Below are 14,032 nucleotides of genomic sequence, written 5' to 3' on the forward strand. Positions count from 1 at the left end.
TCCGCGCTCACTGGATGTTGACGTCGACACTGGCCGGGAGGTCGATGCGCATGAGCGCGTCCACCGTCTTCGGTGTCGGGTCGAGGATGTCAATGAGCCGCTTGTGAGTACGCATCTCGAAGTGTTCGCGCGAGTCCTTGTACTTGTGCGGCGAACGGATGACGCAGTACACGTTCTTCTCTGTCGGCAACGGCACCGGTCCGACGACGCGGGCACCCGTACGGGTGACCGTTTCGACGATCTTGCGCGCTGACGCGTCGATCGCCTCATGGTCGTAGGCCTTGAGCCTGATGCGGATCTTTTGTCCCGCCACGCTTAGTGTCCTTTTCTTGCCGCTTGGTCGTAGAACGGGCCGTTCGGCCTGCTCCACCTCGTCTGCACAGTCCCCGAGCCGTGGAAATTCCACCGACTCGAACTGCCTTCGTGCACACACGACAGTGAAAAACGTTGACGACCAGGCGTGGCCTGATTCCGTTGCCGCTCTTCATCTGTCATGGTTCTCCGGTCCACGCGGTCGGGCGTGTCGCGATTCCGCTCATTCTTCTGCGCTGAAACTTTCGCTTCAACCATCCGAATCTAACGAAATCCGCACCGATCGAGCTGGTGTTCCGGACGCGCTCACGTGGAGCGCTGGTCTCATGTTCTTGCTCAGTCGACCTTTCGGCCGACTCACCTGTTTCAGGCCGCACGCAAGCGCGTCCCGTGTCCAGGCAACCCGACCAGTATGCCGCAGACCGGGCAGCAGATCAACTCGGGGCCGATCGATCGGTACCGAGCTACCTTACCGGGCAGTAAGGTAGCGCCATGACCACCCTCGAGAACACTACCAGGGCGACCTATCGCGCCTGGTCGAAGCTACCGAACAACACTGTCGGGTCCACTCTCTTCTCCGTCGGCATGTGTCTGCGCGTTCCGTACTTCGCATCCGTGCTTCCCCGTGTCGTCGCGCTCGAGCCGGGACGCTGCGAGGTCACCGCGCCCAAGTGGTTCGGCATTCGGAACCACCTGGGCACCTTCCACGCCATCGCCGCATGCAACCTCGCCGAGGTCGCCATGGGCATGCTCGCCGAGGCGACCGTCCCCACCACGCACCGATGGATTCCCAAGTCCATGACTGTCCAGTACCTGACGAAGGCCACGACGTCGCTGCGCGCGGTCGCCGAACTCGACGAGGTCCCCGATTTCGGAACGATCACCGACGGCATCGACATCGTCGTGCCCGTCGCGATCCGAGACACCTCGGGCATCGAGGTGGTGCACGCGGACATCACCATCTGGGTCTCCGCGGCGTCCCGTTGACATACTCGACCGATGAACTCGGTGACACGGTCGCGGTCCCATGACTCGGTAGTGGTGGTCGGAGGTTCGGGAGCGGTGGGCCGCCTGATGGTCGACCTGCTGCTCGCGGACGGCGTACCGGTGACCGTCGTGGACGTGCACGCTGGCCCGGAGCTCGACGGTTCGACGGTGATCGCCGGCGACATCACCGCCCCCGCCGAGCCGGTCGAATCGGTGCTGAGAGAAGCGACGACGGTGATTCTGGCCGTCCCCGAATCCGTGGCGCTGCGGGCCGACCTGTCCGCAATGCGCGCCGACGCCCTGCTGGTGGAGACCCTGTCGGTGAAGTCCGGCTTCTCCCACCATGTACAGGGCGCGCGTCCGATCGGTGCCACGCTGGGAATCAATCCCATGTTCGCCCCGTCGCTCGGAATGGCTGGACGCCCGGTTGCGGCCGTCGTGCATCGACCCGGCCCGCCGGTGGATGCCTTCCTGGACGGCATCTCGCGGTGGGGCGCTCGGGTGGTCCTTCTCGACGCCGCACGTCATGATCGCCTCGCCGCGGCGACGCAGGCGCTGACGCACGCCAGCGTCCTGGCGTTCGGACTGGCTTTGGCCGAACTGGATCTTCCGTTCGTCGACATCGACGCCGTTGCGCCTCCCCCGCACGCGTCGATGCTCGCGATACTGGCGCGGATCACCGGCGGGGAACCCGAGGTCTACTGGGATGTTCAGGCCGGCAATCCCCACGCGGCCGAGGCCAGGGCGGCGTTGCATCGCGCGACGCAGACGGTGAGCGTGACCGTCGATTCCGGTTCCGAGGCCGACTTCGCCGCTCTGTTGGCGCAGGCCGAGGCCGCTCTGGGTGGGAACGGGGATCGGTATCGGGCGGTGTGCGCGGAGATGTTCGGTATCGTTCGAGGTAGCAGTGGTAACCGATGACCACGAGTACGAGCGCGGAGGCGAGGCACACGATGTTGGAACAGCCGTCGTTGCCGGAGTTCGATTCCGACGATGTCGTCGAGAGTGCGGTCGTCGCTCGATTGGCGAAGAACTGGTCGCAGCGCGCGACGGTCAAGAAGCCCGAGCCCGAGCTGGACGACCTGTTCGACACCACCAAGCAGGATTTCCCCGACGCTCTGATCCCCTTCGGCGAGCACGACACCTTCACCGGTGCCACTGCCGAGCAGCAGGATCGACTGCGTGCCTGGGGTTGGATCGCGTTCAACAAGAACGTGATGGACGTCGAGCAGCACGTCGTTCATCCCGGTTTCGCTCTGTTGGCGCAGGACGTGTTCGAGACCGGGATGGGTGACACCCTCGCTGTGGCGGTCACCCAGGCCATGGTGGACGAGCAGTACCACACCCTCATGCACCTCAACGCGAGCGCTGCGACCAGACGCGGACGCGGGTGGGCTCTGTCGGAACGATCGTTGCCGTTCAGCTCCACCGTGCGCAGGCAGCGTGCGGCGCAGGCGACCAGTGACGACCCCTGGTCGGCGGCGATCAGCTCGCTCGCGTTCATGACGGTTGCAGAGATCTCCATCACCTCGTATCTGGACCTGATCGAGGACGACGACATCATTCAGCCCATCAACCGGGCCACCGTCAAACTGCACAACCGCGACGAGTACTGCCATGCGTCGATCGCCGACGACATGGCTGCGATCGTCTTCGACAGGCTCCGCCCCGACGACCGCCAGAAGTTCCTGGACGGGCTGGTCGACGGCATGGACGCGTTCTCGAGCAGCGACTTCTCCACCTGGGGACGCATTCTCGAACTCGAGGGCGTGCGCGGTGGCGGGCAGATGCTCGTCGACGTCGAGCAGGACAAGAGCCGCCGCGCGTTGGTTCAGGACTACAGCGGGTTGCGGTCTCTGTGCCGCAAACTCGACGTCGAGAACAGTATCGATATCGACTGGGACTGACTGCGGAGGTCACGCAGCGACGACCCACAAGTAACATCCACGGCGAATTTCGCTATCAAGTAGTGGCCCTCGACTCCACGGGGTCCGGTCCCACCACTCCCCCCGACAGCTCGGAGATTCGATGTCGTCAGCTCAACACGCAGCCGTACACGTGGAGGACGTACACAAGTCCTTCGGCGATGTGCAGGCGTTGCGCGGCATCAGCTTCTCCGCCGAGCGCGGAACGGTGCTGGGGATTCTGGGCCCGAACGGTGCAGGCAAGACGACGACGGTGAAGGTGCTCTCCACTCTGATCGCACCCGACCGGGGCAGGGCATTCGTCGCAGGTCACGATGTCGCGACCGACGCTCCGGCAGTGCGCCGCTCGATCATGATGACCGGGCAGTACGCGGCCCTCGACGACACTCTGTCCGGCCGCGAGAACATCGAGCTCTTCGGCCGTCTGATGGGTCTGGACAAGAAGGCCGCGAAGGCCCGAGCCAAGGCCCTGCTCGACGAGTTCGACCTGTCCGACACCGGCAAGCGCCCCGTCCGTGGCTACTCGGGCGGTATGCGTCGGCGCATCGACATCGCCTGCGGCCTCGTCGTGCGGCCGGAGGTCGTGTTCCTGGACGAGCCGACCACCGGACTCGATCCCCGCAGTCGGCAGGGCGTCTGGTCGTTGGTCGAGGCACTCAAGTCGCAGGGCATCACTGTGCTGTTGACGACGCAGTATCTCGAAGAAGCAGATGTCCTGAGCGACAACATCATCGTCATCGACAAGGGCACGGTCATCGCAGAAGGCACCTCGGACCATCTCAAGGCCATGACCGGCGGCAGCTACTGCGAGGTCGTTCCCCTCGATCCCGGCCAACTCCGCGCGGCCGCCGAAGCCCTCGGCGACATGGTTCCCGCTGCAGTTCACGCCGAGATCACCGCTGCCTCGGACCGGCTCTCCGTTCCTGCCCCCGACGGCGCAGCCACGCTGTCGGAAATCCTGCGCCGCATCGATGCGGTGGGCATCGTGCTCGCCGACATCGCCCTGCGCCGCCCGTCGCTCGACGACGTGTTCCTCACCCTCACCGGTCACTCGAAGACGAGCACCACACCATGACGGCCACGACGCGAGGCGTAGCCGGTTCGCAGGCGAGGACCGTGCAGCGGACCGATGTCGGTTCGACGGCTCAGCAACCCAAGCGACGGTCGAGGACGAAGCCGTCGGGATTCGTGCAGTGGCAGGCCCTCACCGGGCGTGCGCTGTGGACGATGCTCACCAAGGGTGAGTTGTTGGTCGCGGTCATCGCCCCGCTCATCTTCACCGTCGGCTTCTACCTGCCGCTCAAGTTCGTCATGGGTCTGCAGGGCATCGACTACGCCCAGTTCCTGATGCCGATCATCGTGCTGCAGGCCATGGCGTTCACCGCGATCTCCGCGGCGCAGCGTGCCTCGGCCGAGGCGATGAGTGGCCTGAATTCCCGGTTGAAGACCATGCCCGTCGTGCGGGGTGTGCCGCTGGTGTCGCGCATCTCGAGTGGTGTCGTCCGCTCACTGGTGTCTCTGGTGTCCGCTCTCGGCTTCGGTTACGTCATCGGCTTTCGATTCACTGCGGGATTCGGTCAGGCCCTGTTGTTCTGTGCACTGGCCATGCTGATCAGCACCACGTTGTCGATCGGTGCCGATGCGATCGGAACGCTGTCGAAGAGCCCCGAAGCGACCAGCCAGGTGTTGACCCTGCCCCAGCTCATCCTCGGCATGGCCTCGTGCGGATTCGTTCCGGAAAGCGGTTTTCCCGAACTCATCCGCCCCTTCGTTCGCAATCAACCGATCTCTCAGTTCTCGTTCGCGATGCGGGACATGGCCGAGGGCGGAGTCACCTTTCAGGTGCTGTGGCCATCCCTCGCCTGGATCGCAGGCCTGATCGTGTTCTTCGTCCCGCTTGCCATCTGGGCAAGCTCTAGACCGGAATGACGAGTACGAGATGACCATGTCCGAAGCGTCGGTGAACGCTGCTCGCGTATCCAACTTGACCTTTCCCGAACCCAACATGGCCCTGCGAGAAGGGTCGATCCGCGCGCTCGGGACGCACAGTCTGATCCAGGCCAAGCGACTTCTGATGCGGTGGATGCGCGATCCGTCGACGATGATCCAAGCCTTGCTGTACCCCGCGTTGATGCTGGTCATGTTCCGGGTCGTACTCGGCAACTCGATCTCCGCGGCCACCGGAGCCCCGGCCATCTACGGCCAGGTTCCGATGATCGCTCTCGTCGGGGCCATGTTCGGGTCCATCGTCAGCGCTGTCGGTCTCAAGGGTGAGCGGAAATCGGGCTTGCTGTCCAGGTTCTGGACGACACCGACTCACCGTGCCGCCGGCCTGCTCGGCAGAATGATCGCCGAAGCCGTCCGAGTGCTCGTCACCACCACCGTCATCATCGCTGCCGGAGTGGCGATGGGGTTCAGATTCACCCAGGGGTTCCAGGCCGGACTCTTGTTGCTTCTGATTCCGGTCGTGTTCGGTATCGGGTTCGCGGTGATGGTCACGTTCCTCGCGACCGTCGCCGGTAATGCTCCCCTGGTTGAACTGGTCTCGATCTTCTGCACCCTGTTGATGTTCTTCAATGCCGGCTTCGTTCCGGTTCTGGCGTATCCGCTCTGGCTGCAGCCGGTCGTCGCAGCTCAACCGATGTCGGTCGCGGTCGATGCCATGAGGAACCTCGCTCTCGGAGGTCCGGTCATGACACCGGTGCTCCAGACGTTGGCGTGGTCTCTGGGTCTGGTCGTGGTGTTCCTCTATCCTGCAATTCGGGGGTACAAGAAGGCATCCGCGACCGGCTGATCGAATAGGCTCCGGCCGTCGATGGCCACGCTGGGAGGTGACGTCGTGGCCAATGGACACCCCGAGCACCCGTCGATCTCGGTGATCATTCCGGTGAGCTCGCTCGATCCCCTGCTCGACGCGCAGTTGCAGGCATTGGCGGAGCAGGATTCCGATTATCGGTTCGATGTGCTGATTTCGGACAATGCCGGTGACGGACGAGTCGGCGATCACGTGTCCTCGCACCCCCTACGGGATCGACTGCAGTTGACCTGTGTCGACGCATCCCAGCAGGTCGGCGCGGCGCATGCCCGCAATCGCGGTGCCGAGAACGCCTCCGGTGAGCTGTTGATGTTCTGCGATGCGGACGACGTGGTGCATCCGTCGTGGCTACGAACCCTCGCCGAGCTGGCCAGGTCGTTCGACGTAGCCGGTACCGCGGTGGAGACGTACACGTTGAACAGTGCGCAGGCGTTGTCCTGGACTCCGACCACACCGCCGGAGGATCAGGGCCGCACCGACTTCCTGCCCTTCGCCATCGGGGCCAGCATGGCCTGCTGGGCGTCGGTCTATCGCGATGTCGGTGGCATGGACAACCGGTTCCGGGCCAGCCAGGACGTGGAATTCTGCTGGCGCGCACAATTGGCCGGCTACACCCTCGGCTTCAGCACCGAGGCTGTCGTCGCCTATCGGCTCCGAGCCGAGCTCCGGCCCATGCTGCGCCAATCGTTTCGGCTCGGCTTCGGCTTCGCCAAACTGCGCGGAATCTATCGGACGCAGGGGTGCCCGGCCATGAGGGTCCGTACCGTCGCCTCGTGGTGGACCGCCCTACTGGTTCGCAATCCGCTTCTGCCGACCTCGTGGACCGGATTGGCCCGTGGTCATTGGGCGAGGGCCCTGTTCATCCGGGTCGGCGAAGTTCGCGGCGGCATCGCCTATCGCGCCTTCTGTTGGTGACGTCCGACACACCCACTGGATCGCCGGGCTGCCCGGCCTGCAGTCTTGAGTCGCGCGCCTGTAACGGATGGATGACCGATGTTACGGTCGAGAACACGGAGCTGCCGAAACCGGCGGCACATCGCACGCCTTCACACGAGATCGAGGCCATGTCGAACACGCTTTCCCGAGTACTGCCCACGGCGGTCGCTGCCGCCGTTGCCGGTGCCCTGTGCCTGACCGGGGCGGGAACAGCTACCGCGGCACCCGCCTCCCCCACGGGCACCTCCGTGTCTGCCACTCCTGTCCTGGAGGGCGCGAACGACTTCGGCTGCGTGCCCAGTGCGGCTCATCCACGTCCGGTGGTTCTCGTGCACGGAACGAAGATGGATGCGTCGACGTGGAAGACGCTCGCACCGCAGTTGAAGAGCGAGGGCTACTGCGTCTTCGCGCCCAACTACGGCGGCGTCTCGCTCCTGTTCGATCCGAGCACGACCATCTGGGGTTCGGGTGATATCGCCGAGTCGGGACGGCAGATCGGTCGGTTCGTCGACGAGGTGCTTGCCGCCACCGGTGCAGAACAGGTCGATCTCGTCGGTCATTCACAGGGCGGCACGTCCTCGCGCCAGTACATGAAGTTCGACGGTGGCACCGATCCGCAGGATCCTGCCCGCAACAAGGTGCACACTTTGGTCACCCTCGGTGCCACCAACCACGGAACGACGTTCGGCGGTCTGCAGCAGCTCTCCGAACTGCTCACCTCGCTCGGACTCCCCGGCGACGCGCTCACCCCGCTCACGTACAACATGGCCGGTGCACAGCAGTTGGTCGGCTCCACGACGTTGACGAGCCTGAACGACGGCGGAGACGTCCAACCGGGAGTCGAGTACACCGTCATCGCCACCCGCAACGACACGGTGTCGACACCTCCGGGGAACACCTTTCTCCGGTCGGGTGATCCGTCGACGGTGCACAACGTATGGGTTCAGGACGTGTGCCCGGCCGCCACGACGTCGCACATCGGCCTCGTCACCGATCCCGCGCCGCTGTACATGGTCAAGTCGGCGCTCGACCCCGAGTACGCAGCGACCACCCCGCCACCCTGCTGACACAGCACGATCCGTAGCCACCGGGGCCTCGACGACATCACATCGCGAGGCCCCGGTCGCGTTCGAAGACCTACCGGTCCAGCTCGGTCTGCAACACGGGTCCGATTTCGGCCAGTGCGGACTGCGACGCCATCTGCCAGTGCGTCGAATGCACAGGAACCACGGTGACGCCCCCGTCGACCGCGTCCTCCCACGTCGACGCCGCGACGGTTCCGGTCGGATCGTCGACGACCGACGCGAAGAGTATCGACCGCCCGACGAATGTCCGGGGCACGTACGAGTCGATCAGCTCTGCCGAACGGGCGATCCCGTCCAGTATCCCGGCGACCCGGTCGCGGGAAATTTCGTCGAACGGAGCCGGCATCGATGCCAACAGATCCGCCACGGAATCGACCGTGAGCTCGCCGATCTCGAGATCGGAGTCCGCTCCCAAGCCGAGGCCACCGAGCATCTCTCCGGCCGACACAGGACGGTCCACGACGTGGTCGGTCCTGCCCGCGACGAACGAATCCATCATGGCCAGTGTCGACACCGACTCGCCTTCACGCTGCAGTTGCACGGCCATCGCGTGAGCGATCGATCCACCCATCGACCAACCGAGCAGGTGGTACGGGCCCGACGGCTGCACGGTACGAATCCTGTCCACGAACAGGGCTGCCCACTGCTCGATCGATTCCGGCAGCGGCTCGGCACCGGAGAGGGCAGGCGACTGCAATCCGTAGATCGGACGGTCGTCGCCGAGGTACGCCGACAGTCCGCCGAAGGCCCAGGACAGCCCCACGATGGGATGGATGCAGAACAGAGGTGACGAGGAGCCACCGAGCCGAAGAGGAATCAACGTCTCCAGCCCGGTGGAGTCCGCCCCCTCGCTCGACTCCGTCGCAGCCGTCATCCGCGCGGAGAGCGAGCCCACCGACGCGTCGACGAACAACCAGTTCAGCGGTACCGGCGCGCCGCCGAGGGCTGCTCTGAGCTTGGAGACCAACTTGACCGCCAGCAACGAGTTGCCACCCAGCGCGAAGAAGTCGTCGTCCAGCCCGACGCGCTCGACGCCCAACACTTCCGCGAACACCGCGGCGACCGATTCCTCGACCGGAGTCTGCGGAGCCCTGAACTCACGGGTTTCGAATTCCGGGGCCGGCAACGCCCGACGGTCCAGCTTCCCGGCTGCATTGAGCGGCAACGCATCGAGAACCACGAACGCCGACGGCACCATGTACGACGGCACCGCCGACCCCAATTCCGACCGCACCGCCTCGGCATCGACCGCGGCACCGACAGCAGGCACCACATAGGCAGCCAACGACTCCCCCACCGACAACTGCGCGACCACCACGACGGCCTGACTCACCGACGACAACGCCGTCAACGCCGTCTCGATCTCCCCCAACTCGATGCGCTGCCCGCGGAACTTGACCTGAAAATCGGTGCGACCGATGTACTCGAGCCGTCCGGCATCCATCGACCACCGGACCAGATCACCGGTGCGGTACATCCGCGCCCCCGCAGGACCGAACGGATCGGCAACGAAACGCTCCGACGACAGATCGGGCCGCGCAACATAGCCCCGAGCCAACTGCACGCCGGCGAGGTAGAGCTCACCCGGCACACCCGCTGGTACCGGATGCAGCCGCGAATCCAGAACGTGGACAGAGGTGTTCCACTCCGGCACCCCGATGCTCACCGAACCGTCCACCGCGACGTCCTCGGAGACGTCGCGATACGTGACACTCACCGCGGCCTCGGTTGGCCCGTAAAGATTGTGCACCCGCGCGTTCGACACTGCCCGGCACGCACTCACGGTCCGCGCGGGCAACGCCTCCCCGATCACGAAGATGTGCCGAAGCGAAGAGATGGACTGCGCAGCAACCGATTCGGCGAACACCGTGAGCATCGACGGCACGAAGTCCGTCACCGTCACGCCGTGACGGGCGATATCGGCCGCAACGGCCTCCACATCACGTTGCGCGCCCGGGGCCGCCACGATCAACCGGCCCCCGGTGCGCAGCGGCAGGAAGAACCCCCACAACGACACGTCGAACGTCGTGGCAGTCTTCTGCAAGTAGACATCCGACGCGTCGAGACCGTACTCCTGCGCCATCCACTCCATCTGGTTGACGATCGCACGATGCTCCACGGCGACCCCCTTGGGCCGGCCGGTCGACCCCGATGTGAAGAGCACGTACGCCAGATCGCCACCCACCGAGCGAGGGAAGACCAACGGCCCGCTCGGCACCGGTGGGTCCGTGATGTCGACGACCGGAATCGCTGTCCCCGTGACGAATTCGTCCCGCGCCGTCGACAGAACGACAATCGGCGACGCCGTGTCGAGAATGTAGTCGTTACGCTCGGCGGGCTGATCCGGATCCACCGGAACGTACGCCGCACCGGATCGCAGCACGGCGTACATCCCGACCACCAGCTCGACCGATCGACGCATGGCCAACCCCACCAGCACGCCGGGGCCGGCCCCACGCTCCTGCAACAACGACGCAGTGGCATCCACCCGGTCCGAGAACTCCCGATACGTCAGCGACCGCTCACCGAACACCAACGCCACCGCATCCGGCGATTCGACCACCGTGCGATCGAAGCCGTCCAGCAGCACCTGGCCCGAATCGGCAGCCACCGTGCTGCCGTTGCCCCGCAGCGAAAGTTGTTCGCGCTCAGCCGAATCGAGAATCTCGATGTCACCGACCACGACACTCGGACGAGCGGTGACCGCCTCGAGAACGGTCACCAACCGCTGCCCGAAGGACGTCGTGGTCGACTCGTCGAACAGATCCGTCGCGTACATCAACTCGACGGCCGGTCCTGCGCCGTCGCCCCGCTCGGTGAAGGTCACCTGGAGGTCGAATTTCGCCGATGCCACGCCGGAACCGAATGCCTCGACCCCGAGATCGGGCAGCTCGAAGGAACCCTGTGAGAAGTTCTGGAAGAACAGTGCAACCTGCACCAGTGGATGTCGTCCTTGCGAGCGCACCGGATCGAGTACCTCGACCAGACGCTCGAAGGGCACGTCGACGTTGTCGAACGCCTCGAGGTCGGCCGTACGTACCGTGTCGAGAACCTCGGCGAACGAGGCATCCGGGGCAACGGGGGTTCGCAGCACCACCGTGTTGACGAACATGCCGACCAGATCGTCGAGCCGGGCGTCGCCGCGGCCACCCACCGGCGCACCCACGGCGATGTCGGCCGTGCCCGACAGTCTCGCCAGCAGCACGGCCAGCGCGGCGTGCACCACCATGAACGGGGTCGACTCGCTCGCGCTGGCGCACTCGAGCACTCGGGCGTGCAGCTCGGGTTCGATGTCGAACGACACCACCGCCCCTCGTCCCGACGCGACCCGAGGGCGCGGCCGGTCGGCGGGCAGCTCCAACTGTTCGGGTAGGCCGTCGAGCGCGTGCTGCCAGTACCGAATCTGCTTGTCGGCAACAGAGTTCGGGTCCGATTCGGAACCGAGCATGTCCAGTTGCCACAGCGTGTAGTCGACATACTGAACCGGCAGCGGCGTCCATTGCGGTGCCGACCCGCTCCGTCGCGCGAGGTATGCCGTCATGACGTCCCGAGACAGCGGAGCCATCGACAGACCGTCGGCCGAGATGTGATGCGCCACGAAGGCCAGTACGTACTCCGGTACCGAACCGGCGGGATCGGTGACCTCGAACAGTCGAACGCGGAACGGAATTTCGGTCGTGACGTCGAACCCACGCGTGAAGAACTGCGTCACCTCGGCCAGGGCGCTCTCGCGGGTGACAGGCACCACCGCCGTGTCGACCTGCGTGTCGGCCTCGTCGAGCACTCGCTGATATCCGCTGCCGTCGATGTCGGGGTAGACGGTGCGCAGCGATTCGTGGCGACCCACCACATCGAGGACGGCGGCCTGCAGCGCATCGACGTCGAGCGAACCGCGCAGCAGCAAGGCAACCGGCACGTTGTTGATCGCGGACGTGGTGTCGAGTCGATTCAGGAACCACATGCGTTGCTGAGCGGACGAGAGCGGAATGTGTTGCGGCCGGGCCCTCGAGGCATCGAGCCGGGCCCGGACCGGAGCGTCGACGGAGTCGGCTGCGTTCGCGAGCGCTTCGACGGTGGACGACTCGAACACCGAACGCGCAGGCACGTGCACGCCGAGTACCGATCCCAACCTTGCAGCGAGTTTGGTGGCGATCAACGAATTACCGCCGAGCGCGAAGAAGTCGTCGTCGAGACCGACGCGTTCGACCCCCAGCAACTCGACGAAGATGTCGGCTACCGTCTGCTGGGTGGGGGTCGTCGGAGCGCGGAACTCGGCGACCTCGAACACCGGCTCCGGCAACGCATCTCGGTCGAGCTTGCCGGTGGGGGTCAGCGGAATCGACTCGATCGGGGTGACCACGGACGGCACCATGTGCGCGGGCAGACTGCGTCCGGCGGCCTCGAGCAGGTTGTCGACGTCGAGCTCGACACCTGTCGTCGGCAGTACGTAGGCCGCGAGAACCGTTGCTCCCGTCGGCCCCCGGTAGCCGAGGGTCGCTGCGAACTCGACACCGTCGAGTGCGGTCAGAACGGCGTCGATCTCACCGAGCTCGATCCGGAATCCTCGAATCTGGACCTGGAAGTCGTTGCGGCCCATGTATTCGACGACGGGTCCGGTCGGCCCGTCGCGCCAGCGCACGATGTCTCCGGTTCGGTACAGCCTCGCCTGATTCGAGTCCCCCTCGACCGCATAAGGATTGGCGACGAAACGGGTTGCCGTCAGGCCGAACCGACGATGGTAGCCGCGAGCAAGACCAGCCCCGGTGAGGTACAACTCGCCCGGCACGCCGGCCGGGACCCGACGCAGCCGGTCGTCGAGAACGTGATGACCCATCTCCCTGGTCGACTGCCCGAGCAACACCGCCTCGCCTGCGGTCAGCGGTTGCGAGATGTTGCACACCATGGACGCTTCGGTCGGCCCGTAGACGTTGTGGAACCGGCGGTCGGTGGCCCATTTCGACATCAGTTCCGACGAGAAGGCCTCACCACCGACGGCGAGCACTCGCAGGTCGGGCACATCTGCCGGGTCCAGCGAGGCCAGCGCCGCCGGCGTGATGAAGGCATGCGTGACTCGGTGGCGGCGCAACACCTCGCTCAGATCGGTACCACCGTAGACGCCCGGTTCGACGATGACCATCGTCGAACCGGCACCGACGGCCATGAGCAGTTCGAGTACGGACGCGTCGAAACTGGGGGACGCGAAATGCAGTGTGCGCGAACCGGAGTCCAGGCCGTACGTCTCGACCTGGGTCGCGGCCAGTGGTGCCAGGCCCGCCTGGGAGACGGCGACACCCTTCGGTAGGCCCGTCGAGCCCGAGGTGTAGATGACGTACGCGAGATCGGACGCGCGAATCGGCGCGCGGCGATCGTCCGCGACCACCGGCCCGTCCGACAGCCCACTCAGTTCGTCCTCGACATCGGATGCGTCGAGCACGATCCACGACACCGCGTTCGGCATCGCAACCTCGAACTGCGTTGCCGTGACACCCATTCGGACACCCGAATCGGTGGCCATGTGCTCGATACGAGCAGCCGGGTAATTGGGGTCGATCGGCACGAACGCTGCCCCGGTCTTGGCCACCGCCCACACCGCCATGACCGATTCGATCGATCGGGTCAGGGCCAGCGCCACGAAATCCCCTGGCCCGACTCCACGTGCGAGCAGCAGGCGAGCCAGCCGGGAGGATCGGGAATCGATCTCCCGGTAGGTCAGCGACCGGTCCCCGAATTCGGCAGCGATGCCGTCCGGGTTCTTCTCCACCGCGGCCGCCAGCAGAGTCGGCAGCGCAACGGTACGGGCGGGCCGAGTACGCGTCGGCCGAGACCGGGTGGGCCTGGGACGGGCCGGCCGGCCCCCCGCTCGGCCGCCGGACTCGGACGGTGTGCCGGTCGATCCATCCGCACTCATGTTAAGCAATGACTCCTCACCAGTTCTTCGCCGCACCGTCGACCGTGGAGGCGACCGACGGTCA

General features: G+C 65.5%; 10 protein-coding genes. 8 read left to right on the forward strand and 2 right to left on the reverse strand.

The features are described 5' to 3' along the window. Positions 1-7: 7 nt before the first annotated feature. Entirely contained in the window at positions 8-313 is a 306-nt protein-coding gene (rpsJ, locus tag CH296_RS01425) for a 30S ribosomal protein S10 (protein ID WP_003938093.1), read from the reverse strand. 491 nt (positions 314-804) lie between these two features. On the opposite strand from rpsJ, the gene CH296_RS01430 reads away from it, so the two are divergent. From CH296_RS01430 to CH296_RS01465, 8 genes are all read left to right on the forward strand, one after another. Next, positions 805-1,299, forward strand: coding sequence for a hotdog fold domain-containing protein (locus CH296_RS01430; protein WP_094683847.1), 495 nt, complete (start codon positions 805-807; stop codon positions 1,297-1,299). Positions 1,300-1,311: 12 nt separating this feature from the next. Next, positions 1,312-2,220, forward strand: a complete 909-nt coding sequence (locus CH296_RS01435) for a prephenate dehydrogenase dimerization domain-containing protein (RefSeq protein ID WP_094683848.1) — start codon at positions 1,312-1,314, stop codon at positions 2,218-2,220. Between the two features lie 32 nt (positions 2,221-2,252). Beyond that, complete coding sequence (locus tag CH296_RS01440; RefSeq protein WP_094645469.1) at positions 2,253-3,206, forward strand: diiron oxygenase; 954 nt, start codon at positions 2,253-2,255, stop codon at positions 3,204-3,206. A 121-nt stretch (positions 3,207-3,327) separates the two neighbouring features. Beyond that, a complete protein-coding gene (locus tag CH296_RS01445; RefSeq protein WP_032397546.1) occupies positions 3,328-4,299 on the forward strand; it encodes a daunorubicin resistance protein DrrA family ABC transporter ATP-binding protein in 972 nt (323 codons plus the stop codon). Then, positions 4,296-5,153 carry an ABC transporter permease gene (locus CH296_RS01450; RefSeq protein WP_032397547.1) on the forward strand — a complete coding sequence of 286 codons (858 nt, stop codon included), beginning with the start codon at positions 4,296-4,298 and terminating at the stop codon, positions 5,151-5,153. Before CH296_RS01445 ends, CH296_RS01450 begins: the two co-directional genes overlap by 4 nt. Before the next feature lie 10 nt (positions 5,154-5,163). Next, positions 5,164-6,018 (forward strand): ABC transporter permease, encoded by an 855-nt coding sequence (locus tag CH296_RS01455; RefSeq protein WP_045195971.1) that lies wholly within the window; start codon positions 5,164-5,166, stop codon positions 6,016-6,018. Positions 6,019-6,039: 21 nt separating this feature from the next. Beyond that, positions 6,040-6,954 (forward strand): glycosyltransferase family 2 protein, encoded by a 915-nt coding sequence (locus tag CH296_RS01460; protein WP_045195973.1) that lies wholly within the window; start codon positions 6,040-6,042, stop codon positions 6,952-6,954. A gap of 149 nt (positions 6,955-7,103) precedes the next feature. Beyond that, on the forward strand, positions 7,104-8,042 hold the full coding sequence (locus CH296_RS01465) for a triacylglycerol lipase (protein WP_045200047.1): 939 nt from the start codon (positions 7,104-7,106) through the stop codon (positions 8,040-8,042). Positions 8,043-8,112: 70 nt separating this feature from the next. Here CH296_RS01465 and CH296_RS01470 read toward each other — a convergent pair whose 3' ends face one another. Beyond that, entirely contained in the window at positions 8,113-13,968 is a 5,856-nt protein-coding gene (locus tag CH296_RS01470; protein WP_094683849.1) for a non-ribosomal peptide synthetase, read from the reverse strand. Between the last annotated feature and the right edge of the window lie 64 nt (positions 13,969-14,032).

The sequence above is a fragment of the Rhodococcus sp. 14-2496-1d genome, assembly GCF_002259365.1.
In the GTDB taxonomy this organism is placed as follows: Bacteria; Actinomycetota; Actinomycetes; order Mycobacteriales; family Mycobacteriaceae; genus Rhodococcoides.

What these genes read in the sequence shown, in the direction of transcription:
- CH296_RS01445 (WP_032397546.1), top strand. Translation starts at nt 3,328, where the DNA reads ATGTCGTCAGCTCAACACGCAGCCGTACACGTGGAGGACGTACACAAG.
- CH296_RS01460 (WP_045195973.1), top strand. Translation starts at nt 6,040, where the DNA reads ATGGCCACGCTGGGAGGTGACGTCGTGGCCAATGGACACCCCGAGCAC.
- CH296_RS01450 (WP_032397547.1), top strand. Translation starts at nt 4,296, where the DNA reads ATGACGGCCACGACGCGAGGCGTAGCCGGTTCGCAGGCGAGGACCGTG.
- CH296_RS01465 (WP_045200047.1), top strand. Translation starts at nt 7,104, where the DNA reads ATGTCGAACACGCTTTCCCGAGTACTGCCCACGGCGGTCGCTGCCGCC.
- CH296_RS01435 (WP_094683848.1), top strand. Translation starts at nt 1,312, where the DNA reads ATGAACTCGGTGACACGGTCGCGGTCCCATGACTCGGTAGTGGTGGTC.
- CH296_RS01430 (WP_094683847.1), top strand. Translation starts at nt 805, where the DNA reads ATGACCACCCTCGAGAACACTACCAGGGCGACCTATCGCGCCTGGTCG.
- CH296_RS01470 (WP_094683849.1), bottom strand. Translation starts at nt 13,968, where the DNA reads ATGAGTGCGGATGGATCGACCGGCACACCGTCCGAGTCCGGCGGCCGA.
- CH296_RS01440 (WP_094645469.1), top strand. Translation starts at nt 2,253, where the DNA reads ATGTTGGAACAGCCGTCGTTGCCGGAGTTCGATTCCGACGATGTCGTC.
- CH296_RS01455 (WP_045195971.1), top strand. Translation starts at nt 5,164, where the DNA reads ATGACCATGTCCGAAGCGTCGGTGAACGCTGCTCGCGTATCCAACTTG.